This window comes from Mesorhizobium sp. M1365, from assembly GCF_040317865.1.
Classification (GTDB): Bacteria; Pseudomonadota; Alphaproteobacteria; order Rhizobiales; family Rhizobiaceae; genus Mesorhizobium.
On record NZ_JAMYLG010000008.1, the window covers coordinates 139,794 to 161,173 of the forward strand.

Consider the following 21,380-nt stretch of genomic DNA (forward strand, 5'->3'; position numbering starts at 1 on the left):
ATCGTATTTTCTCAAGCGCCTATCACGACACAACTGAGCCGCGAAAATGGTCGTGGCCAGAAACGGACAGGAGAAGTCGTGATGCGTGTTTTCGTTACCGGAGCGACCGGATTCGTCGGTTCTGCCGTCGTTCAAGAACTCATCGGCGCCGGCCATCAGGTGCTCGGCCTCGCCCGCTCGGCGGCGTCGGCCAAGTCGCTTGCAGCCACCGGAGCCGAGGTGCATCGAGGTGACCTCGAAGACCTCGAAAGCCTCAGCAGGGGCGCAGCGGCAGCTGATGGAGTGATCCATACCGGCTTCAACCACGACTTCTCGAAGTTCGCGCAAAACTGCGAGATGGACCGGTGCGCCATCGAGGCCTTGGGCGGTGCACTCGAAGGCTCCGAGCGGCCCCTGCTCGTCACCTCCGGGACCGCGCTCCAGGCGCGGGGCCGTATCGCGACCGAGGAAGATGCGCCTGTCCCATCTTCCGCTTCGTATCCCCGCGCCTCCGAAGCGACAGCCGCCGCGCTGGCGGCACGCGGCGTGCGCGCGTCGGTTGTGCGCCTTCCTCCGTCGGTCCATGGCCAAGGCGACCACGCTTTTGTTCCTATTCTCATCGACCTCGCTCGCAAGAAGGGCGTGTCGGCCTATATCGGCGAAGGGCTCAATCGCTGGCCTGCCGTGCATCGGTTCGATGCAGCCCGCGTTTACCGGCTTGCGCTCGAGCATGGAGCCGGTGGCGGGCGATATCACGCGATCGCCGAAGAAGGCGTGCCGTTCAAGGACATCGCCGGCGTGATCGGCCGGCGCCTGAACGTGCCGGTCGTCGCCAAGTCCGCGGAAGAAGCCGCCGATCATTTTGGCTGGTTCGCTATGTTCGCGGCGATGGATGTCCCGACCTCGAGCGAACGGACCCAGGCGCTGCTGGGGTGGCAGCCGAGCGGACCCGGGCTGATCGCTGATATCGACCAGCCGGGCTATTTCGAAGGCTGAACAGACCCATGTCGGGCGGCAAACCTATCCCAATTGCCCCAGCACCGGAAAATTCTCGAGCAACCAATAGGACACCGCCTGCACGCCGCCGGTCAGGAAAAACACGCCGGCGACCACCAGCAACGCGCCGATGGCCTTTTCGACGCGGCCGAGATGGACGCGGAATTTCCCGAGAAAGCGCATGAAGGCGCCTGAAAACAGCGCCGCAACGAGGAAGGGAATACCGAGGCCGAGCGAATAGGCGGCGAGCAGCAGCGCGCCCTCGCCCACCGTCTCGCGGCCGCCGGCAAGCGTCAGGATCGGCCCCAGCACCGGGCCGATACAGGGCGTCCAGCCAAAGGCGAAGGCCAGGCCCATGACGTAAGCGGCGATCAGGCTGGCCGGCTTGCCTTGTGACTGGAAGCGCGCCTCGCGTGAAAGCAAAGGGATGCGCAGTACGCCGAGGAAATTCAGCCCCATCAGGATGATCAGCACGCCTGCCGCCATTGCCAGCGGCTCCTGCCAGACTCGCAGCAAATGGCCGATGGTCGAGGCGCCGGCGCCGAGTGCGACGAAGACGGTCGAGAAGCCGAGCACGAAGGCGATTGAGGAATTAATCAGCGCGCCTCGCGCGCCGGCCTTTGCCGTAATGCCGGCCTCGCCGCGGAAATCGTCGACCGACACGCCGGCCATATAGCACAGGTAAGGCGGCACCAGCGGCAGCACGCAGGGGGACAGGAAGGAAATTGCTCCCGCCCCGATCGCACTGACATAGCCGACGTCCAATGCCATTTCCGTCTCCCGATGACTGCGCAGCCATATAGCCGCGACAACAGCCGTCCGCCAATCACCATCGCGTGGCCCCATCACATTGGGTAGCAAGTCGACGCCCGCCCGGGAAGAAAGGGCGGCCAGGCAGCGTTGATCAAACGAAACTGCGTTGTTCCGCGCGCTTTTCGAATGATCCAGGGAGAAGTCCATGAAAACGATCGCAATTGGCATGGCCGCGCTTTTGCTCGGCACTGCCGCATCCTTCGCTGCCGAGGCGTGGAAGGAAGCGGAGGTCGGCGGCACCAAGATCTACACCGACGCCAGCGGCATGACGCTCTACACCTACGACAAGGACGAGGCGGGCAAGTCGAACTGCTACGACAAATGCGCCGCCAATTGGCCGCCGCTGAAGGCTGACGCCAACGCCAAGGCCGAGAGCGAGTGGACGATCGTCGACCGCACCGACGGCACCAGGATGTGGGCTACGAAGGTAAGCCGCTCTACACGTTCATCAAGGACAAGAAGGCCGGCGACGTGACCGGCGAGGGTGTCGGCGGCGTCTGGCATATCGCCAAGGCCGACTAGGCCTTGAGCTTCTGATCGGCCGTAACGGGCGGTAACACGGCTGGTCGCTGGGAACTCGACCCAACCGCCCCGGCGGCCAGCTTTTCAGCACGGTACTTCCTTGCGACTGTCCGAGCAAAATGCCGGGCAAGCGATTGCGCGCTTTACAGCATCTGTTCAAGCAGGGCTGGCGCGTGCTCGATGTTTCTCTTATATCCGCGGGAGAGTTTGTCCCGTTCTCCAGGATCAATTGCCGGGTTTGTCCAGCGATAGGCTGCTCATTTCCCTTGTCCAGGATTGCGGAAATCGCATGGCGCGCCGTTGGGTTGCGCATTCGGTACAGGGCCGCATTTTGACTGCTTGGCCTTGACCGGATGCAAAAGCGCGGCCATGTGAGCGACACATTGAACGAGATTTCGTCGCGCGCAGCGGAATTCTTCTGCCGCATCACAACTGATATGAGACCGTATGGACGTCGTCGTCGTCGAATCGCCGGCCAAGGCGAAGACAATCAACAAGTACCTCGGCAAGAACTACAAGGTTCTGGCCTCGTTCGGCCATGTCCGCGATCTGCCGGCCAAGGATGGCTCGGTGCGTCCGGATGAGGACTTTGCCATGTCCTGGGCCGTCGACACGGCGTCTGGAAAGCGTCTCGCCGATATCGCCAAGGCGGTCAAGGACGCCGACGGGCTGATCCTCGCCACCGATCCGGACCGCGAGGGCGAAGCGATCTCCTGGCATGTCCTGGAAGTGCTGAAGCAAAAGCGCGCGTTGAAGGACAAGCCGGTCAGCCGCGTCGTCTTCAACGCCATCACCAAGGCGTCCGTGCTGGAGGCGATGGCCAATCCGCGCCAGATCGACGCGCCGCTGGTCGATGCCTATCTCGCTCGCCGCGCGCTCGACTATCTGGTCGGCTTCACGCTGTCGCCCGTGCTGTGGCGCAAGCTGCCCGGCGCCCGCTCCGCCGGCCGCGTCCAGTCGGTGGCGCTGCGTCTGGTCTGCGACCGCGAATCCGAGATCGAGCGCTTCATCCGCGAGGAATACTGGCAGGTCGCCGCCATTCTCGGTACGCCGCGCAAGGATAATTTCGAGGCGCGGCTGACCGCCTTCGAGCGCAAGAAGCTGCAAAAGCTCGACATTTCCAACAAGGCGCAGGCCGACGACATCAAAGCGATGCTCGAAGGCGCCAGCTTCAAGGCGGCGTCGGTCGAAGCCAAGCCGACCAAGCGCAATCCCGGGCCGCCCTTCACCACCTCGACGCTGCAGCAGGCAGCCTCATCGGGCCTCGGCTTTTCGGCCAACCGCACCATGCAGGTGGCTCAGCGGCTCTATGAGGGCATGGAGATCGGCGGTGAGACCACCGGCCTGATCACCTACATGCGAACCGACGGCGTGCAGATGGCGCCGGAGGCGATCTCTGCCGCGCGCGATGCGATTGCCAAGGAATTCGGCCCTAAATACCTGCCTGAAAAGCCGCGCTACTATTCCGCCAAGGCCAAGAATGCCCAGGAGGCGCACGAAGCGATCCGTCCGACCGATTTCATGCGCACGCCGGCTTCCGTCAGGCAGTATCTCGACGCTGACCAGGCGCGGCTTTACGAGATGATCTGGAAACGCGCCATCGCCAGCCAGATGCAGCCGGCCGAGATAGAGCGCACCACGGTCGAGGTCGAGGCCATCAACGGCCCGCGCACCGCCGAGCTTCGTGCTGTAGGCTCGGTTGTTCGCTTCGACGGCTTCCTTGCCGCTTACATCGAGCAGAAGGAAGAAGATTCGGAAGACGAGGAAAGCCGCCGCCTGCCCGAGATCCGTGCCGGCGAGCAGCTCACACGCGAGGCGATCAACGCCACCCAGCACACCACCGAACCGCCGCCGCGTTATTCGGAAGCTTCGCTGATCAAGAAGCTGGAAGAGTTGGGCATCGGCCGGCCGTCGACTTATACGGCGATCCTGAAGACGCTCGAGGATCGTGACTATGTCACCATCGACAAGCGCAAGCTGGTGCCGCAGGCCAAGGGCCGGCTATTGTCGGCCTTCCTCGAAAGCTTCTTCGAGCGTTATGTCGAGTACGACTTCACCGCTTCGCTGGAGGAAAAGCTCGATGAGATTTCCGACGGCAAGCTCGCATGGAAGGACGTGCTGCGCGATTTCTGGAAGGATTTTTCCGGCGCCGTCGCCGACATCAAGGAGTTGCGCGTCACCGACGTCCTCGATGCATTGAACGAGGAACTGGCGCCGCTGGTCTTTCCCGCGCGGGAAGACGGTTCGAACCCGCGCATCTGTCCGAAATGCGGTACCGGCAACCTGTCGCTGAAGCTCGGCAAGTTCGGCGCCTTCGTCGGCTGTTCGAACTATCCCGAATGCTCCTTCACCCGCCAGCTCGGCGACGCCGCCAATCCCAATGGCGAGAACGGCGGTGGTGAAGACGGCACCAAAGTGCTCGGCAAGGACCCCTATACCGCCGAGGAGATCACGCTGCGCAATGGCCGGTTCGGCCCCTATATCCAGCGCGGCGACGGCAAGGATGCCAAGCGCTCCAGCCTGCCCAAGGGCTGGACGGTCGATTCGATCGATCACGAAAAGGCGCTCGCCTTGTTGTCGCTGCCGCGCGACGTCGGCAAGCATCCGGAATCCGGCAAGATGATTTCGGCCGGGCTGGGGCGCTACGGGCCGTTCGTGCTGCATGACGGCACCTACGCCAATCTCGACAGCATCGAGGACGTGTTCTCGATCGGCCTCAATCGCGCCGTCTCGGTGATCGCCGAGAAGCAATTGAAGGGCAAAGGCGGCCGCAATGGCGGCACAGCCGCTGCGCTCAAGGAACTAGGCGAGCATCCTGCCGGCGGCGGCAAAATAGTCGTGCGCGACGGCAAATACGGGCCTTATGTGAATTTCGGCAAGGTCAATGCGACGCTGCCGAAGGGCAAGGATCCGCAATCGGTGACGATCGAGGATGCGGTGGCGCTCATTGCGGAAAAGGAAGCCAAGGGCGGCAACGGTGCCAGGAAGCCCTTCCGCAAAGCGGCCGCGCCTGCGAAGAAACCGGCTGCGGCCAAAAAACCGGCCGCCAGGAAAAAGGGATAGGACGGGTTGGCGCGCAAAGTCTCCGGAAGAAGGCACGGCGATCTGCGCACCGCCGATACCCGTGCCAAGGTCAGGGACAATTACCGGCCTTCACGCGACGAGATACTGCGTTACATCGCCGAAAATCCGGACCGCGCCGGAAAACGCGACATCGCCAAGGCGTTTGCGCTGCGCGGCGAAGACCGTATCTGGCTGAAGGACGTCTTGCGCGACCTGCAGGATGAAGGCCTGCTGACCAAGGAGCGCAAGCGGCTTGCCCGTGTCGGCGCCCTGCCCCACGTCGCGGTGCTCGACATCTTCGGCCGTGACGCCGACGGTGTGCTGCTGGCGCACCCGACCGAAGTGATTGGCAATGGCGAACCTCCGGTCATAGCGATCCGCGTGTCGCGCGGCGGCAATGGCCCGACGCCGGGCATCGGCGACCGCGTGCTGGCCAAGACCTTTCCGACCGACGATCCGGCAGGCCCGGCCTATACGGGCCGGGTGATGAAGATATTCGAGAAGCGCACCGATGCGGTTCTCGGCGTTTTCCGTGTGCTGAAGGACGGCACGTTCCGCATCGAACCGGTGGAAAGGCGTCAGCCGGAGCTGGTCGTCGACAAGGAATTCCAGAACGGCGCCAAGAACGGCGACCTGGTCGAGGTCGAGCCGGCGCGGGCCTCGCGCTACGGGCTGCCGCGAGCCAAGGTTCTGGCGGTGTTGGGGTCGCTGACCAGCGAAAAGGCGGTCTCGATGATCGCCATCCACGCACACGACATTCCGCATATTTTCCCAGCCGACGTCATCGCCCAGGCGGAGGCGGTCAAGCCGGCGACGCTTGCCGGCCGCGAGGATTGGCGCGAGCTGCCGCTGCTCACCATCGATCCGGCCGATGCCAAGGATCATGACGACGCGGTGTTCGCCATGCCTGACACCGACGAGAAGAACGCCGGCGGCGTGATTGTCACCGTCGCCATTGCCGATGTCGCTGCATACGTGCGCTATGGCACGGCGCTCGATCGCGAAGCGCTGAAGCGCGGCAATTCGGTCTATTTTCCCGACCGAGTCGTACCGATGCTGCCGGAGCGCATCTCGAACGACCTCTGTTCACTGCGTGAGGGCCAGGATCGTCCGGCGATAGCGGTGCGTATGACTTTCTCGGCCGATGGCCACAAACTCAGACATTCCTTCCATCGCGTCATGATGAAGTCGGCGGCGAAACTCGCCTATCAGCAGGCGCAAGCGGCGATCGACGGCGCACCGGACGACACGACTGGCCCGATCCTCGATACGGTGCTGAAGCCGCTATGGGACGCCTACGCGATCCTGAAGCGCGGCCGCGACACCCGCCAGCCGCTCGAACTCGATCTGCCCGAGCGCAAGATCCTGCTCAAGCAGGACGGCACCGTCGACAAGGTCGTCGTGCCGGAGCGGCTCGACGCGCACAAACTGATCGAAGAGTTCATGATCCAGGCCAATGTCGCCGCCGCCGAGACACTCGAGGCGAAGCGCCAGGCGCTGGTCTACCGCATCCACGATGCGCCCTCGCTCGCCAAGCAGGAATCGCTGCGTGAATTCCTGCAGACGCTCGGCCTGTCGCTGGCGCGCGGCGCGCAAATGCTGCCGAACCAGTTCAACGGCATCCTCGCTCGCGTGCGCGGCGCCGATAATGAGGGGCTGGTCAACGAAGTGGTGCTGCGCTCGCAGAGCCAGGCCGAATATTCGCCCGCCAATATCGGCCATTTCGGCCTCAACCTGAAGCGCTACGCGCATTTCACCTCGCCGATCCGTCGCTATGCCGACCTGATCGTGCATCGTGGGCTGATTGCCGCACTCGGCCTTGGTCCGGGGGGCCTGACGCAGGACGAGGCGGAGCGGCTGGAAGAGGTCTCGGCGCTGATTTCGGCGACCGAGCGGCGCGCGATGGCCGCCGAGCGCGACACGGTCGACCGGCTGATCGCCGCCTTTCTCGCCGAGCGCATCGACGACCGTTTCGGCGCCCGCATCTCGGGCGTCACCAAATCGGGCCTGTTTGTCCAATTGCCGCAGTACGGCGCGGATGGCTTCATTCCGGTTTCAACCCTGGGCGGCGACTACTATATATACGACGAAACTGCTCGATCGCTTTTCGGAGAACGCACCGGCAAGGGCTATCAGCTTGCTGATCGCGTCGAGGTTCGCCTGATCGAGGTGGCGCCGATGGCCGGCGCGATGCGTTTCGAGATGCTGACCGAGCCAAAGCCGCTGCCCGGCTCCAAACGGTCGTTCCACAAGGCCAAAGGCCGCGCCCGGGCGTCGCAATCGCGTCCAGGCTCGCGCGGCAGGAGACGGTAATGCCCACAGAACTGCAGGTGGAAGAACGGATTTTCGGTGGCGAACATCACTCGGGCCGGACCGCCCGGCCGCTATGGACGGCAATGAAGCGCGGTATGCTCGGCCGCTGCCCGCATTGCGGCGAGGGCAAGCTGTTTCGCGCCTTCGTCAAGACCGTCGACAAATGCGATCATTGCGGCGAGGAGCTCCACCACCATCGCGCCGACGACCTGCCGGCCTATCTCGTGGTCGTCATTGTCGGCCACATCGTGCTCGGGGCCTTCATGGGTGTCGAGGCGACCTCGACGCTATCTACCTGGCAGCACATCGCCATCTGGGTGCCATTGACCATCATTCTGGCCGTCGTCCTGCTGCAACCGGTCAAGGGCGCTGTCATCGGCCTGCAATGGGCGTTTTATATGCACGGCTTTGGCGGTGAAGAAGATCTGATCGAGTCGCATCCCGAGGCTTGAAACCGAGGCTGGCGCAATCGGCATGGCTGGACGCCACTTTCGCATCGGAGAAGATTCCGCTAGGTCGACCGCATGGACGTTATGACCAAGGCGGAAGTCGACAAGGTTGAGCGGATCGCGCTCGAGGCCAAGCCTATACGCCCACGCGACGCCGCGACGCTGATCCTGCTCGACCGCAAAGGCGACGAATTCCTGGTGCTGATGGGCCGGCGCCACGCCGGTCATGCCTTCATGCCGGGAAAATTCGTGTTTCCTGGCGGCCGCACAGATCCGGCCGACAGCCGCATCTCAATAGCCACCGCACTTCATCCCGAGGAAGAAGCGAGATTGACCGCTGATATCGGTCGCACCAGCCCGGCTCGCGCCCGCGCGATTGCCCTGTCGGCAATCCGCGAAACCTATGAGGAGGCCGGCCTGCTGATCGGTCAAAAAGGCGTGTTCGCAACCGCCAGGCGCGACTGGCAGGGCTTTGTCGAACACGGGGTCATCCCATCACTGCAAGCGCTGCGCTTCGTCGCACGCGCCATCACCCCGCCCAACCGGGTGCGCCGCTTCGATACGCGCTTTCTCGCCGCATGGCGCGACGATGTCGCCGTTGAACTGCCGGGTGGCGGTCCGACCAACGAGTTGGAGGACGTCGTTTGGCTGCCGCTGGCCAAGGCCAGGCAAGCCGATATTCCAGACATCACGCGCACGGTCCTGGAGGAACTGGAAATGCGGCTCGCCTGGGATCCGTTGCTGAGCCCCGGCAGTCCCGTGCCGTTCTACCGGCTTGTCCGCAATCGCTTCGTCCGCGAAATTCTCTAGAGCAGCCAGGCATTCCATGACAGTCGATACCCAGCCGCAGGGCAAGGAACGCGTACACTGGCTGCCGATGGTCGCGGCGATCTCGTCGATCAGCGTCGTCGGCATTGCCATCGGCCTTGGCATGCCGCTGCTCAGCGTGATCCTGGAAACGCGTGGCCATTCCGCGTCGATGATCGGTCTCAACACCGCGGTCGCCGGCCTCGCCTCTATCGCCGGCGCGCCGCTCGCCACCCCGCTTGCCATGCGGTTCGGGGTCGCCTGGACGATGCTTGCCATGATCGCCGCCGGGGCGCTGGCCTTTGTCGGTTTCCATTTCGCGCCAGCTTTCTGGATGTGGTTTCCGCTGCGCGTGCTGCTGCATATCGCGCTGACGGTACTGTTCATCCTGTCGGAATTCTGGATCAGCACCTCGGCGCCGCCACACCGGCGCGGACTGGTCCTCGGCATCTATGCCACCGTGCTGTCTCTCGGCTTTGCCGCCGGGCCTTGGCTGTTCGCCCATCTCGGCAGCAGTGGCTTCCTGCCCTTCGGCGTTACCATCGCCTTGGTTACGCTCGCTGCCATACCGGTCCTGGCGGCACGCAACGAGAGCCCGACGATCGTCTCGGACGGCGAAACCAGCAATTTCCTGCGTTACATCTGGCTGGTGCCGACGGCGACCGCGGCCGTGCTGGTGTTCGGCGCGGTCGAGACCGGCGGCTTTGCACTGTTCCCGGTCTACGGTAGCCGCATCGGCTACTCAGAGGCGGACGCCGCCCTTTTGCTCACCATGATCGGGCTTGGCAACGTGCTGTTGCAGATCCCGATCGGCATGATCAGCGACCGCGTAAGCGACCGTCGCTATCTGCTGATGGCCTGTGCCACCGTCGGGCTTGCCGGCACGGTCTTCATGCCGTACTTCGCGCAGAACTGGCATTTGATGGCAGCGCTTCTGTTCGTCTGGGGCGGTGTGGTCGCTGCCATGTACACAATCGGCCTGGCGCATCTCGGCTCGCAGCTTTCCGGCCACGAATTGGCCTCCGCCAACGCCGCCTTCGTGCTCTGCTACGGCGTCGGCATGGTGCTTGGCCCGCAGGCGATCGGCATCGGCATGGACGCTTTCGGTCCGTCGGGCTTCGGTTGGGCGCTCGGCCTGTTCTTCGCCTGCTATATCGTGCTGGTCGGCACCAGGCTGCTCCGCAAAATCCTCTGAGTCGGCCCAGCTGCCGACATCGCTCCCACTGCTGACCAACTCCTGACACAACCATGTCAGGAGGGCTCGAGTATATGCTCCCCCAAAGTGCATAAGCAGGGAGACCTCGGATGATCGATAGTGGCTTTGAAACGAAATCGCTGCGGATGGAATTGCTGCTGCTGGTGACCTTTCAGGCACCGGCAGCCGATGTCGACCGCATCATGGAGGCGGTGGTCGCGATCGCGCCGCTCGAAATGGGCAAATATGACAGCAATGCCTTTCAGTCGGCGGACGGCATCGAACGTTACCGGCCGCTTGAAGGTGCCGCCGCCGGCGCCGAGACGGAATTGCGCAGGCGGTCGGGGACTGTCGAGGTGTCGTTCGAACTGCCTGATGACCAGAAGCTCGCCGCACGCGTCGTCGAGGCGATTTATCAGGTTCACAGCTATCAGGAACCGGTGATCCGCATTCAGCCACTGCTTGCCAGCCGCTCCAAGGGTCTCGACGACCGCACCAACCCGAACCGCTGGTGGAACACGACGGGAGACTGGAAGAAGGCGTTACAACCGGAAACCGTCGCGGCGGAGTGACCGGAACCTGGTCGTATCTCGGTTTGAATCTGGCTGTCAGGAAGCCTGCCGATGAATGATGAAGCAAACCGCAAACCGGCAAGCGATCCCCAGGACCTGGCGCGGCTATTGGTTTCTCGCGAGCAAGCGGGAGACGCGGAAGGAGTGGCTGCTCTTTACGAACCCGGTGCCATCCTCGATACCGGCAACGGACAGTTGGCCTGCGGCAGAGATGCCATCCGCCGATTTTACGCCAAGTTGGTGGCAGCGGGACGAAAGTTTGATCTCGGAGATCAGCGTCCGGCTATCATCAACAGGGATTTGGCGCTCACTTCCACGCGCCTTGCCGACGGCACCGTTACTGCGGAAATCGCTCGCCGGCAAGGTGACGGGAACTGGCTTTGGGTGATCGATCAGCCGTCCATCGCTCGATATTCATAGCCAGCATTCAAACTGAGACGCCACCCAGAGGACGGCCGGAGGCACACAGGAGCCTCCCGCGGCTGTCGGCACCCAATCAACTTGTCGGGTTTTGGTAGCACTCAATGTCCGCTTCGTCCCCAGCCTCCATCGGCTGGCATAAACCCGGACAACTCATGTGCTACCTAATCCGGACAACTCATCTGCTTACGACACAGAACCTGGACAAGGGTTGACTTTCCGGGCGCGTTCTTTATGTGTCGCGGCAAGTTTCCCGCGTCCGGGTGTTTCCCGTGCTCCAGCGGCCAAAACTCCACGAACATTCAACGGACGAACATCATGGCCAAAGCCGCAAACATCAAAATCAAGCTTCTGTCGACCGCCGACACCGGTTTCTTCTACGTGACCAGCAAAAACAGCCGCACCAAGACGGACAAGCTGTCGTTCCGCAAATACGACCCGGTCGCCAAGAAGCACGTCGAATTCAAGGAAACCAAGATCAAGTAATCGGGTTTTCTCTCGCAGTACCGAAACGCCGCCTTCCGGGCGGCGTTTTTCATTTCGGGGATACAGGGCTAGCCGATGCGATCGCCGCTTGCCGGATCGAACAGATGGAGCGATGCCGGATCAGCCGACAGGCGCACGGCCTCACCCGGCTTCACGCTGGCCCGGCCCATGGCAAACACGCAGACCTGCTGGCCGGCAAGCCTGGCATAGAACTGGGTGGACAGGCCGAGCGGCTCCACGACACCCACCTCGCCCTTCAGCGCGCCATTGTCGGCGAGCCGGATATGCTCGGGCCGCAAGCCGACGGTGATCGCATCGCCATCCCTGAGCGGCAGGCCGTCCGGCAGCCTCAGCTTCTGGCCGTCGGCCAGGATGGCATCCGGCTTGGCGCCCTTTTCAACCACGGCAGACAGAAAATTCATGCCGGGCGAGCCGATGAACCCGGCGACGAACATGTTGACCGGCCGGTCGTACAGATCGAGCGGCACACCGACCTGCTGGACGAGGCCGTCATGCATGACGACGATGCGGTCGGCCATTGTCATCGCTTCGGTCTGGTCGTGGGTGACATAGACTGAAGTGGTCTTCAATTGCTGGTGCAGCGCCTTGATCTCGGCACGCATGTGAACGCGCAGCTTGGCATCGAGGTTCGAAAGCGGCTCGTCGAAGAGAAAGACCTTCGGGTCGCGTACGATGGCACGGCCCATGGCGACGCGCTGACGCTGGCCGCCGGACAATTGCCGAGGCAGGCGCTGCAGAAGCGCATCGAGCCCGAGCCGCTTGGCGGCACTGTCCACCCTTGCATCGATCGCCGGCTTCCCGGCCTTTCTCAGCATCAGGCTGAAGCCCATGTTCTTCGACACGTCCATGTGCGGATAGAGCGCGTAGGACTGGAATACCATGGCAATGTCGCGGTCCTTTGGCGCAATATCGTTGACCAGGCGCTCACCAATATGGATTTCGCCGTCGGAGACCTCCTCCAGCCCGGCGATCATACGCAGCAGTGTCGACTTCCCGCAGCCGGACGGACCGACCAGAACGACGAACTCGCCGTCGGCGATTTCGAGATCGACTGCGTGCAGAACGCGCACCGCTCCATAGTCTTTGCGGACTTTGTCGAGTGTAACGGAGGCCATCGATCTATCCCTTGACGGCGCCGGCGGTAAGGCCGGTGACGAGGTAGCGTTGCAGGAAGGCAAAGAAGACGCAGACCGGGATCAGCGCCAGGATGGAAGCCGCCATCATCTGTCCCCAGTCGACCGCGAATTTGCCGATATAGGTGAGCAGGCCGACCGCGAAGGTCTTCTGGTCGTCGCTGGAAATCAGCATCAGCGCAAACAGCAACTCGCTCCAGGCGGCGGTAAAGACGAAGCCGAGCGTCGCGCCCATGCCGGGCAGCGTCAGCGGCACGATCACCTTGCGCATCGCCTGCAGGCGCGTGCAGCCGTCGATCATCGCTGCCTCTTCCAGGTCTCGCGGGATGCCGTCGAAGAAAGATTGCATCAGGAAGGTCGCAAAGGCCGTATTGAACGCGGTGTAGATGATGACGAGGCCGGTCAGGCTGTTGATGAGGCCGATCTGCCCCATGATGCGGTAGATCGGCGGAATGACCATCACCAGCGGAAAAGTCTGGGTGAGCAAAAGCAGGATGGCCAGGGTCGCCTTGCCGCGGAAGGAAAATCGCGACATGGCGTAGCCGGCCAGCGTGGCAATGACCGTTACGAAGGCTGCCGTCGACACCGAAACGATAACGCTGTTCAGGAAGTAGCGCGGGAAATCGGTGGCTTCGAGCACGGTGACGAAGTTCTGCAGCGTCGCTTGCGACGGCCAGAAAGTGATGCCTTCGGAATAGAGCAGCCGCTCCGGCGTAACCGAGATCTTCAACGTCCAGAAGATCGGGAACAACGCGAAGGCCATATAGGCGGCGATGGCGCCGTAAAGGCCGATACCGCCGAGGACGCGCGAGGAAGCGGAGCGTCCGGCAATCATCAGACGTGCCTCACCAGCGAACGGCGGATGCCGATAAGCGCAACCGCGTAGACGATGAGCAGCACAAGCAGCAGGACCGCCACTGCGGAGGCATAGCCTTTGTCCAGCGACTTGAACGCGCTGACATAGATATAGACCGGCACTGTGGCGGTCGAACCGGCAGGCCCGCCTTCGGTCATGACGAAGATCAGGTCGGCGAATGTGGCGATCCATATCGTGCGCAGCATGACGGTAATGACGATGGTCGGCGCCAGGAACGGCAGCGTCACCTTGGTGAAGCGCTGCCACGGCGAGGCGCCGTCGATCGCCGCCGCCTCATGCAGTTCTGACGGGATCGACTTCAACGCCGCCAAAAGGGTGATGGCAAAAAAGGGAATGCCGAACCAGACATTGGCGACGATCGGCCCCCACATGGCTGTCGAGGGATCGGAGAGCACGTTGGTTGGCTCGGCTTTCAGCCCCAAGGCGTAGAGCCAATGCGGCAGCGGCCCGATGATCGGGTTGAACAGCCAGGCCCAGGTCAGGCCCGAGAGGAAGGACGGTACCGCCCAAGGCAGGAACACCACGGCCTGCACGATCTTTCTGCCCCGGAACGGCGTATCGAGCAGCAGCGCCAGGCCAAGTCCAAGGAAAAATTGGAAGAACAGGCTGGCTGCCGTCCACCATAGCGTGTTGACGAGCGCCTGCCCGAGCACAGGATCCGACAGCATCGCCTGATACTGCCCAAGCCAGACATATTCGGATTTGAAAGCGGAGAATTTGCGGAACGAGTAGCCGACACCGATAACCAGCGGCACCAGGAGCACGACGACCAGCAGCGCGATCGCCGGGCTGAGATAGAGCCAAGGCTCGATCACGGCATGGGATAGCCGCTTCTTTCGCGGCCTGCCGGCGGATCGGATTTCGGACACGGCATAGGTCATTGGTACTGGATCGTCTCCTGGGTAAGCACGGGCTGGCGACAGCGCCTTCCCCGTTTACGGGGAGATGCCGGTCCACCCTCCGCAGCTGCAGCGCAGCTGCTGCGGAGGACGGGCAGGCAGATGAGAGGCAACACGAGCCACGACGGGTTGGCGCCGCCCTCATCCGTCACTTCGTGACACCTTCTCCCCGTGAACGGGAGAAGGAAGAAGAGCTATTTCTTGTTCTTGGCCAGCCAGTCCTGCTGTTCTTTGGTCAGGAACTTGGCCCATTCGTCAGCCACGTCCTTGGCCGCTTTCTGGCCAAGCAGCACTTCCTGAAAATTCTTGATCGCCACCTGGTCTACGAAATTGCCAAGGTTTTCCAGGTGAGTCGGCGGCGTCACCATCTCGTATTTGTCGCCGTTGTTCAGTTCCTCGAACCAGCCTTTGAACTGCTCGGTCCTGAAGTGGGCGTCCTGGTCGGCGCCGTTGTGGATTGGAATGACGCCGACTTCCTTTGCCCATTCCAGATTGTCCTTGGGCGACAACAGCGTCGCCATCAGCTTCCATGCATCGTCCTTGTGCTGGGAATTGGCGAACATCGCCCAGCCGGCATAACCGAGCGTCGGATAGGATTTGCCGCTCGGTCCGACCGGCATCGGCGCCACGGCGAAATCGTCGGCGCTCATCTTGTCGGCGATGCCGAGCAGCGCGTCGGGATCCTGGTTCAGCATGGCGCAGGTGCCGCTGTAGAACCCGGTGACGGTCTCGTTAAAACCCCAGCTCACCGCATCTTTCGGCGCCAGGCCGTTCTTGTACATGTCGGCGAGCATCTGCAGGCCCTTGACCGAGCCTTCCTCATTGATGGTCGAGGTGCCGTCCTCGTTGAAATAGCCGCCCTTGCCGGCTGCGATGTTCATGAACATATGCATGCCGTTGAAGGCGCCCGGGCCGCCGCGCAGGCAGTAGCCATATTTGCCCGGTATCGCCGAGATTTTTTTGGAGTCCTCGACGAATTCATCGAGCGTCGCCGGCGGACCGTCCAGACCGGCCTCCTTGAACAGCTTCTTGTTCCAGAACAGCGCGTTCAGGTAATAGCCGTAAGGGATCATGTACTGCTTGTTATCGACCGTCGAGCCGAACTGCTTGGCACGCTCGCCAAGCGTTTTGGCATCGTCCCATTTGGCCATGTATGGCCCGAGATCCTCGAGCTGGCCGTTGGTCGCATAGAGGCCCATCCAGCGCTCCGGCATCTCGACGATGTCGGGCGTGTCGCCGGCCTGCACCATGGTGAGGAACTTCTCGAACGCCTGGCCCCAGGGCAGCGATACCAGCTCGACCTTGACACCCGGATTGGCCGCCTCGAATTCGGCGATCTGCTTCTTGAGGAATTCGGTACGCGGCGGGCTGGTGATGACCTCGACCATCTTGACCGTGGAATCGGCCAGCACGCTGCCAGCGGAAATCGCCAGACCCAAGACGGCACCAAGAAGGATGCTCAGTTTTTTCATGTTCAGCACTCCCATTTTGAACGGCTCCTTTATCTTTTTGCTCTGTCGAAGGCCCGGGCAACATCCGCCCACAAGTCTTCGACACTTTCCAATCCGACACTGAAGCGGATGGTTCGTGGGCTGACGCCGAAGCGCGCCATCGAATTCAGGCCCGGAGTCTGCTCGAGCGAGGCCTTTGCCGGAACGACCAGGCTCTCATGGCCGCCCCAGCTGACGCCGATGCGAAAGAGTTTCAGCGCATCGACGAAAGCCGGGATGTCGACGTCTTCCGTCACTTCGAACGAGAACAGCCCGGCATAGCCGGCAAGCGTCGCCTTGCCTGGATGGTTGGAATAGGCCGGGTGGTTGACCCGCTCGACATGGTCATGCGCTTTCAGCCGTTCGGCGATGGTCAGCCCGCTCTTCATGTGGTGCGGCAACCGCAGCGGCAATGTGCGCAGGCCACGCAGCAACAGCCAGGCCTCGAAAGGCGAAAGTTTGCCGCCGAGATAGGAATAGGTCTGCTCGTTGATATGTCGGATATGGGCGGCCGAACCGGCCACCACACCGGCGACGGTGTCGCTGTGGCCGCCGAGATATTTCGAGGCCGAATGCAGCACCAGGTCGACACCGTGCGAAATCGGCTTCTGGAACACCGGCGTCGCCCAGGAATTGTCGATCGAGGTGATGATGCCCTGCTCTTTGGCCAGCCGCGCGAGCTGGGTTATGTCCTGGAGCTCGAACATCATCGACGTCGGGCTTTCCAGGTAGAGCAGCTTGGCGCCGGGAAGTGCTGCCGCGACCGCGTCCGGATCGGCACCGTCGACATAGTCGACCTTGATGTTGAGCCGTGGCAAAAGCCGTTCGAACAGCCGGTAGGCATCGCCGTAGCAATTGCGCACGACAACCATGCGCTCACCGGCGCCGACGAAAGCAAGCACCGTGGCGCTGATCGCCGCCATGCCGCTGGAAAAGCCGCGCGCGGCCTCCGCGCCTTCGAGAGCGGCGACACGCGCCTCGAACTCCATGACCGTCGGGTTGTCGCCGCGCGAATAGATCGGCTGACGTCGCCTGCCGGCGAATGTGTCGGCCATCTCGGAATAGTTGGCGAAGGTGAAGAGCGAAGTCTGGTAGATCGGCGGGACCACCGCGCCGCCGGGGAAAGGCTCGTCATGGGCGAGAAGCGTCGCTGCCTCGGCGAGATAGTCGTTTTCGAAACCGGCGGGATGATCGCTCATTTCTGGCCTGAAAGTTCGAGTTTGGCCGCGCCGCGCTTCAGATCGTCCTCGACGGTGGCGATCAGCTTGAGCGCCTCGGCCCGGGCCCCCTCCGGATCGTGCGCGGCAATGCGTTCGTAGATGGTGCGGTGGTAAGGAAAGCTGGCGTGGCCGAAATCACGAACGCCGAGCGGATGCTCCCAGAAACGATGGAACAGTTCGTGCATGGCGGCGATGATCTGCTCGAACAGCGGATTGCCGGAACTGCGGTAGATCGACTGGTGGAATTCCCAGTCCTCCTCCGCCGACATCCCGGCGCGGGTGTGGAAGGCCTGCTCCATAATGTCGAGCTTGCGCCCGATCTCGACGAGATCTGCCTGGCCCGCGCGGACGGCGCACAGGGCGGCGGCTTCCGCTTCCAGCGCCCGGCGGATTTCCAGCGTCTGCATCAGGCTGGTGAAATCATTGCCGCCGGCCAGCGTCAGCGGCATGTGCAGCATGTCCAGCGAGACCACTCCCTTGAGATAGGTGCCGCTGCCTTGGCGCCGTTCGACCAGGCCGAGCCCTTCCCACCGCGTCAACGCCTCGCGCACGGTGTTGCGGCTCACCTTGAGGCGCTCGGCAAGGATTCGTTCGGTCGGCAGTCTCTGGCCGGGCCCGAGAGCTTCCCGCATCACAAAGCCGGCCAGCGCCTTGAGCACCGCGTCGTCACGAGCAGTTGCCTGTATGGGGGAAAGGCCGAATTCGGTCATGCCAACGGGTCACCAAATGGCTCAATGGTCCAACCAATTTCTGCATAGAAGACAGGGGCCTGTCAATCGACTGCGGGCGCATACGCCCTGCCCAGCCGGCTATTTCAAAGGGCGCTGTCGCTGCCGCAACAAAAACCAAGCGTTTTCCGGGTCTTGGCGTAGAATCCTGATGTGTTCTGAAAATTGGGGGCCGGCCGGCGTTTGGCAGCGGTACGAGGAGGCCACTATGTGCCAGCGCCGGCCGGCCGACCCCACGGACCCAGGAGATGCGGCGGACCTGAGCATCATGGGGTATTCTTCGGGTCGAACCGGCGATCTAGCCTCGTGCCGGTTACGTCTAAGGGCTGCACATTTGCGCAACAACTTATGGAAATCAACCGTTTCTTAACCAAGCCTCGCAAATCGCTTGGATTAAGGTAAATTCGTAACCTTGTCGCGTTGACCCGGCAATTGGTGTTCGGTGCTAAGCCGCCTTGGCGACGACGCGATTGCGGCCGCCGCTCTTGGCTTCGTAGAGCGCAAGGTCGGCGCGTTTCATTAGCGCGGAGACCGTGTCCACCCCTTTCAGCACCGACGAAACGCCGACGCTGACGGTGACTTCGACGGCTTTGCCTTCGGCGCCGACGGGAAACGGCAGTTGGGCGATTTCGGCGCGAATGCGCTCGGCGACCTTTTCGGCCACCGCGCCGTCGGTGTCCGGCATCACCACGACGAACTCCTCGCCGCCGAAGCGGCAGGCTAGGTCGATGCCGCGCACATTCTTGCGCAGCCGCCGCGCGAATTCGCGCAGCACGTCGTCGCCGCCGTCATGGCCATGCGCGTCATTGATGCTCTTGAAGCGGTCCAGATCGGTGATCATCACCGACAGCGGCCGGCGCCGTGCCACGGCGCGGTCGAACAGCGTCTGCAGATGGCTGTCGAGATAGCGCCGGTTGTGCAGGCCGGTCAGGGCATCGGTCACCGCCATCTCGATGGTCTGGGTGACGCTGGCGCGAAGCTGGTCGTTGTAGCGCTTGCGGCGCACCTGCGTACGCAGCCGCGCGGTCAGCTCCTGCTGGTCGATCGGCCGCATCAGATAATCATTGATGCCGAGTTCGAGGCCGCGGATGATACGCCCCTCCTCGCCCTCGTCCGCCAGAAGGATGATCGGCAGGAAACGGGTGCGATCGAGCGAGCGCAATTGCGAGCAGAGCCTCAGCGGGTCGAAATCGGCGAAGGCCGTCGAGATCATCACGCATTCATACGGCTGCTCGGCGGCCTGGAAGAAGCCTGCATGCGGATCGTTGGCGACGTCGAGATCGGCACTGCCGCGCAGCATCTTCTGGATGCGCTCGAACGAGGATTTGCGCTCGTCGACCAGCAGCACCTTCGGCACCGCATCGTCGGTAGCGAAGTTGCGGCTCAAAAGCTCCTCGATGCCGATATTGCGTGTCGTCGAGGCGCGCAGCCGCAGCTCGTCGGTCAGCGATTTCAGCCTGACCAGGCTCTTGACGCGCGTCATCAACTGCAGATCGTTGACCGGCTTGGTCAAAAAATCGTCGGCGCCGGCCTCGAGGCCGCGCACCCGGTCCGAAACCTGGTCGAGCGCGGTGATCATCACGACAGGGATGTGCGATGTCGCCGGGTCGCCCTTCAGCCGCCGGCAGACCTCGAACCCGTCCATATCGGGCATCATCACGTCGAGCAGCACGACGTCGACCTTGCCGTTCTCGCAGATCTCGATCGCGTCCGGCCCGTTGGTGGCGGTCAGGACCTCGAAATATTCGGCGAGCAGCCGAACCTCCAGCAGCCTGACATTGGCTGGGATGTCGTCGACGACGAGGATCCGCGCGGTCATTTCACAAAGCTCCGGCTCGGCTGAGAAGGTACATCAGGCATCGCCCAGGTAGGATTTGATGGTTTCGATGAAACGCGGCACCGAGATCGGCTTGGAGATATATGCCTCGCAGCCGCCCTGGCGAATGCGCTCCTCGTCCCCCTTCATCGCGAAGGCGGTGACGGCGATGACCGGGATGACGTGGAGATCATCGTCCTCCTTCAGCCATTTGGTGACCTCGAGGCCCGACACTTCCGGCAGCTGGATGTCCATCAGGATGAGGTCCGGCCTGTGCTGCCGCGCCAGATCCAGCGCTTCCAGGCCGTTGCGTGTGCGCACCGTCTCGTAGCCGCTCGCTTCGATGAGGTCGCGAAAGAGCTTCATGTTGAGCTCGTTGTCTTCGACGATCATAACCTTCTTTGGCATCGATTTCCCGTCCCGGCTGACCTTCCACTCGAAGGGTGCCGTCATGCGCCCCTTGTCGGCACGCACCAAACCTGTTCCCACTATACGGCAATATGATTGACGAAACGCAAACCGGCCGCCCTAAAAGCGTTCGGATTCCAGGTGGGCGAGCTTGCTGCCGGCGACACTTGCCACTACTGCGAAAACATAACGATTCCGCCCATGAAGGAAGGTAGCGATGGCAAACGCAGCGTCAATGCGCGAGGAAGCGGAAACCATTGCCGTAAAGGCGTTGGGCTTCGTCGCCGCCGATCCGGAACTTCTGCCCCGCTTCCTGGCGATCACCGGCATCGAAGCCCATTCCATCCGCCGGGCGGCGGGCGAGCCTGGATTCCTGGCCGGCGTGCTGCAGTTCATCCTTGCCCACGAGCCGACGCTGATGCGTTTTTCCGAGGAGACCGGGACGCCGCCGGCCGCAGTCGGCAAGGCATTGCGGGCGCTGCCGCTCGGCGACGACAATCATGAGCATTCGGTATGAGCGACGATCCCGAGACGGCGCGGCAGATCGAGGAGCTGGCCGACGACGACCGGCCGCTGCTGGTGCTCGACGTCGACGACGTCGTGCTCGAATTCATCCGGCCGTTTCCGCATTTCCTCAAATCGCGCGGCTTCGGCCTGACGCTGGCTTCCTTCCGCCTCACCGGCAACATCACCGAAACGGCGAGCGGCCGTTTGATCGAACAGCCCGAGGTTACGGCACTTCTGGGGGAATTCTTTGACGCCCAGGCCGATTGGCAAAGCATCACCGACGGTGCCGAGGATGCTCTTGCAGCGCTTAGCGACAGCGCCGAGATCGTTCTGCTAACCGCCATGCCGCACAAGCACCGCGTGGTGCGCCGTGCGCATCTCGACGCGCTCGGATTGCCCTACCCGCTTTTGACCACCGAAATGGCCAAGGGACCGGCGGTGGCCAAATTGCGCGGCAACAAGGGCCGCCCGGTCGCTTTCGTCGACGATCAGCCGTCCAATCTTGTGTCGGTGCAGAACTCGGTCGCCGATGCGTATCTCTTCCATCTGATGGCCGACAATTCGCTGCGCGCTTTCCTGCCGCCGCCGCCGGACGGCGTCAGAGTCGTCGAAGACTGGCGCGACGCCGCGCCGAAGATCGCGAGCGCTCTGGGGCTTTAATGCGAG

20 protein-coding genes and 1 pseudogene are annotated in these 21,380 nt (G+C 62.7%); 12 read left to right on the top strand and 9 right to left on the bottom strand.

Going from position 1 to position 21,380, the window contains the following annotated elements; all coding sequences use genetic code 11:
- Positions 1-81 precede the first annotated feature (81 nt).
- On the top strand, positions 82-975 hold the full coding sequence (locus NKH04_RS12665) for an SDR family oxidoreductase (protein WP_352997548.1): 894 nt from the start codon (positions 82-84) through the stop codon (positions 973-975).
- Positions 976-999: 24 nt separating this feature from the next.
- On the opposite strand, the gene NKH04_RS12670 is transcribed toward NKH04_RS12665, so the two are convergent.
- Complete coding sequence (locus NKH04_RS12670) at positions 1,000-1,746, bottom strand: cytochrome c biogenesis CcdA family protein (RefSeq protein WP_352471765.1); 747 nt, start codon at positions 1,744-1,746, stop codon at positions 1,000-1,002.
- Between the two features lie 187 nt (positions 1,747-1,933).
- Here NKH04_RS12670 and NKH04_RS12675 point away from each other — a divergent pair.
- The 9 genes and pseudogenes from NKH04_RS12675 (at position 1,934) to rpmG (ending at position 11,615) form a co-directional block, all read left to right on the top strand.
- Positions 1,934-2,310, top strand: a pseudogene (locus tag NKH04_RS12675) (COG4315 family predicted lipoprotein).
- Between the two features lie 447 nt (positions 2,311-2,757).
- Positions 2,758-5,373 (top strand): type I DNA topoisomerase, encoded by a 2,616-nt coding sequence (gene topA / locus NKH04_RS12680; protein ID WP_352471768.1) that lies wholly within the window; start codon positions 2,758-2,760, stop codon positions 5,371-5,373.
- Between the two features lie 6 nt (positions 5,374-5,379).
- Positions 5,380-7,686, top strand: a complete 2,307-nt coding sequence (gene rnr, locus NKH04_RS12685) for a ribonuclease R (protein WP_502913388.1) — start codon at positions 5,380-5,382, stop codon at positions 7,684-7,686.
- Positions 7,686-8,138 (top strand): DUF983 domain-containing protein, encoded by a 453-nt coding sequence (locus tag NKH04_RS12690; protein WP_023679976.1) that lies wholly within the window; start codon positions 7,686-7,688, stop codon positions 8,136-8,138. Before rnr ends, NKH04_RS12690 begins: the two co-directional genes overlap by 1 nt.
- 72 nt (positions 8,139-8,210) lie before the next feature.
- Positions 8,211-8,945: an NUDIX hydrolase gene (locus NKH04_RS12695; RefSeq protein ID WP_352971186.1), complete on the top strand. Its 735-nt coding sequence runs from the start codon at positions 8,211-8,213 to the stop codon at positions 8,943-8,945.
- A gap of 16 nt (positions 8,946-8,961) precedes the next feature.
- Positions 8,962-10,137, top strand: coding sequence for an MFS transporter (locus tag NKH04_RS12700; protein WP_352502459.1), 1,176 nt, complete (start codon positions 8,962-8,964; stop codon positions 10,135-10,137).
- A gap of 110 nt (positions 10,138-10,247) precedes the next feature.
- Complete coding sequence (locus NKH04_RS12705; protein WP_352471771.1) at positions 10,248-10,709, top strand: YqfO family protein; 462 nt, start codon at positions 10,248-10,250, stop codon at positions 10,707-10,709.
- Positions 10,710-10,760: 51 nt separating this feature from the next.
- Positions 10,761-11,129, top strand: a complete 369-nt coding sequence (locus NKH04_RS12710; RefSeq protein ID WP_352816715.1) for a YybH family protein — start codon at positions 10,761-10,763, stop codon at positions 11,127-11,129.
- Between the two features lie 318 nt (positions 11,130-11,447).
- Positions 11,448-11,615: a 50S ribosomal protein L33 gene (gene rpmG / locus NKH04_RS12715; protein ID WP_006201775.1), complete on the top strand. Its 168-nt coding sequence runs from the start codon at positions 11,448-11,450 to the stop codon at positions 11,613-11,615.
- A 68-nt stretch (positions 11,616-11,683) separates the two neighbouring features.
- Here rpmG and NKH04_RS12720 read toward each other — a convergent pair whose 3' ends face one another.
- From NKH04_RS12720 to NKH04_RS12755, 8 genes are all read right to left on the bottom strand, one after another.
- Entirely contained in the window at positions 11,684-12,751 is a 1,068-nt protein-coding gene (locus NKH04_RS12720) for an ABC transporter ATP-binding protein (RefSeq protein ID WP_352682943.1), read from the bottom strand.
- Between the two features lie 4 nt (positions 12,752-12,755).
- A complete protein-coding gene (locus NKH04_RS12725; RefSeq protein WP_352502457.1) occupies positions 12,756-13,604 on the bottom strand; it encodes a carbohydrate ABC transporter permease in 849 nt (282 codons plus the stop codon).
- On the bottom strand, positions 13,604-14,527 hold the full coding sequence (locus tag NKH04_RS12730) for a carbohydrate ABC transporter permease (RefSeq protein ID WP_352816719.1): 924 nt from the start codon (positions 14,525-14,527) through the stop codon (positions 13,604-13,606). Before NKH04_RS12730 ends, NKH04_RS12725 begins: the two co-directional genes overlap by 1 nt.
- Before the next feature lie 212 nt (positions 14,528-14,739).
- Positions 14,740-16,017 (bottom strand): ABC transporter substrate-binding protein, encoded by a 1,278-nt coding sequence (locus tag NKH04_RS12735; RefSeq protein WP_352770278.1) that lies wholly within the window; start codon positions 16,015-16,017, stop codon positions 14,740-14,742.
- 29 nt (positions 16,018-16,046) lie between these two features.
- Entirely contained in the window at positions 16,047-17,234 is a 1,188-nt protein-coding gene (locus NKH04_RS12740; RefSeq protein WP_352971184.1) for a PLP-dependent transferase, read from the bottom strand.
- On the bottom strand, positions 17,231-17,965 hold the full coding sequence (locus NKH04_RS12745) for a FadR/GntR family transcriptional regulator (RefSeq protein WP_023679986.1): 735 nt from the start codon (positions 17,963-17,965) through the stop codon (positions 17,231-17,233). Before NKH04_RS12745 ends, NKH04_RS12740 begins: the two co-directional genes overlap by 4 nt.
- A gap of 463 nt (positions 17,966-18,428) precedes the next feature.
- The gene (locus tag NKH04_RS12750) at positions 18,429-19,802 is read right to left on the bottom strand and encodes a PleD family two-component system response regulator (RefSeq protein ID WP_352540644.1); all 1,374 of its coding nucleotides are present in this window, start codon (positions 19,800-19,802) and stop codon (positions 18,429-18,431) included.
- A 33-nt stretch (positions 19,803-19,835) separates the two neighbouring features.
- Positions 19,836-20,207, bottom strand: a complete 372-nt coding sequence (locus NKH04_RS12755) for a response regulator (protein ID WP_006334976.1) — start codon at positions 20,205-20,207, stop codon at positions 19,836-19,838.
- A 217-nt stretch (positions 20,208-20,424) separates the two neighbouring features.
- Here NKH04_RS12755 and NKH04_RS12760 point away from each other — a divergent pair, with 217 nt between their 5' ends.
- On the top strand, positions 20,425-20,724 hold the full coding sequence (locus tag NKH04_RS12760) for a DUF3572 domain-containing protein (protein ID WP_352502452.1): 300 nt from the start codon (positions 20,425-20,427) through the stop codon (positions 20,722-20,724).
- Complete coding sequence (locus NKH04_RS12765) at positions 20,721-21,374, top strand: hypothetical protein (protein ID WP_352971182.1); 654 nt, start codon at positions 20,721-20,723, stop codon at positions 21,372-21,374. Before NKH04_RS12760 ends, NKH04_RS12765 begins: the two co-directional genes overlap by 4 nt.
- Positions 21,375-21,380 lie beyond the last annotated feature (6 nt).

What these genes read in the sequence shown, in the direction of transcription:
- NKH04_RS12665 (WP_352997548.1), top strand. Translation starts at nt 82, where the DNA reads ATGCGTGTTTTCGTTACCGGAGCGACCGGATTCGTCGGTTCTGCCGTC.
- NKH04_RS12670 (WP_352471765.1), bottom strand. Translation starts at nt 1,746, where the DNA reads ATGGCATTGGACGTCGGCTATGTCAGTGCGATCGGGGCGGGAGCAATT.
- topA (WP_352471768.1), top strand. Translation starts at nt 2,758, where the DNA reads ATGGACGTCGTCGTCGTCGAATCGCCGGCCAAGGCGAAGACAATCAAC.
- NKH04_RS12690 (WP_023679976.1), top strand. Translation starts at nt 7,686, where the DNA reads ATGCCCACAGAACTGCAGGTGGAAGAACGGATTTTCGGTGGCGAACAT.
- NKH04_RS12695 (WP_352971186.1), top strand. Translation starts at nt 8,211, where the DNA reads ATGGACGTTATGACCAAGGCGGAAGTCGACAAGGTTGAGCGGATCGCG.
- NKH04_RS12700 (WP_352502459.1), top strand. Translation starts at nt 8,962, where the DNA reads ATGACAGTCGATACCCAGCCGCAGGGCAAGGAACGCGTACACTGGCTG.
- NKH04_RS12705 (WP_352471771.1), top strand. Translation starts at nt 10,248, where the DNA reads ATGATCGATAGTGGCTTTGAAACGAAATCGCTGCGGATGGAATTGCTG.
- NKH04_RS12710 (WP_352816715.1), top strand. Translation starts at nt 10,761, where the DNA reads ATGAATGATGAAGCAAACCGCAAACCGGCAAGCGATCCCCAGGACCTG.
- rpmG (WP_006201775.1), top strand. Translation starts at nt 11,448, where the DNA reads ATGGCCAAAGCCGCAAACATCAAAATCAAGCTTCTGTCGACCGCCGAC.
- NKH04_RS12720 (WP_352682943.1), bottom strand. Translation starts at nt 12,751, where the DNA reads ATGGCCTCCGTTACACTCGACAAAGTCCGCAAAGACTATGGAGCGGTG.
- NKH04_RS12725 (WP_352502457.1), bottom strand. Translation starts at nt 13,604, where the DNA reads ATGATTGCCGGACGCTCCGCTTCCTCGCGCGTCCTCGGCGGTATCGGC.
- NKH04_RS12730 (WP_352816719.1), bottom strand. Translation starts at nt 14,527, where the DNA reads ATGACCTATGCCGTGTCCGAAATCCGATCCGCCGGCAGGCCGCGAAAG.
- NKH04_RS12735 (WP_352770278.1), bottom strand. Translation starts at nt 16,017, where the DNA reads ATGAAAAAACTGAGCATCCTTCTTGGTGCCGTCTTGGGTCTGGCGATT.
- NKH04_RS12740 (WP_352971184.1), bottom strand. Translation starts at nt 17,234, where the DNA reads ATGAGCGATCATCCCGCCGGTTTCGAAAACGACTATCTCGCCGAGGCA.
- NKH04_RS12745 (WP_023679986.1), bottom strand. Translation starts at nt 17,965, where the DNA reads ATGACCGAATTCGGCCTTTCCCCCATACAGGCAACTGCTCGTGACGAC.
- NKH04_RS12750 (WP_352540644.1), bottom strand. Translation starts at nt 19,802, where the DNA reads ATGACCGCGCGGATCCTCGTCGTCGACGACATCCCAGCCAATGTCAGG.
- NKH04_RS12755 (WP_006334976.1), bottom strand. Translation starts at nt 20,207, where the DNA reads ATGCCAAAGAAGGTTATGATCGTCGAAGACAACGAGCTCAACATGAAG.
- NKH04_RS12760 (WP_352502452.1), top strand. Translation starts at nt 20,425, where the DNA reads ATGGCAAACGCAGCGTCAATGCGCGAGGAAGCGGAAACCATTGCCGTA.
- NKH04_RS12765 (WP_352971182.1), top strand. Translation starts at nt 20,721, where the DNA reads ATGAGCGACGATCCCGAGACGGCGCGGCAGATCGAGGAGCTGGCCGAC.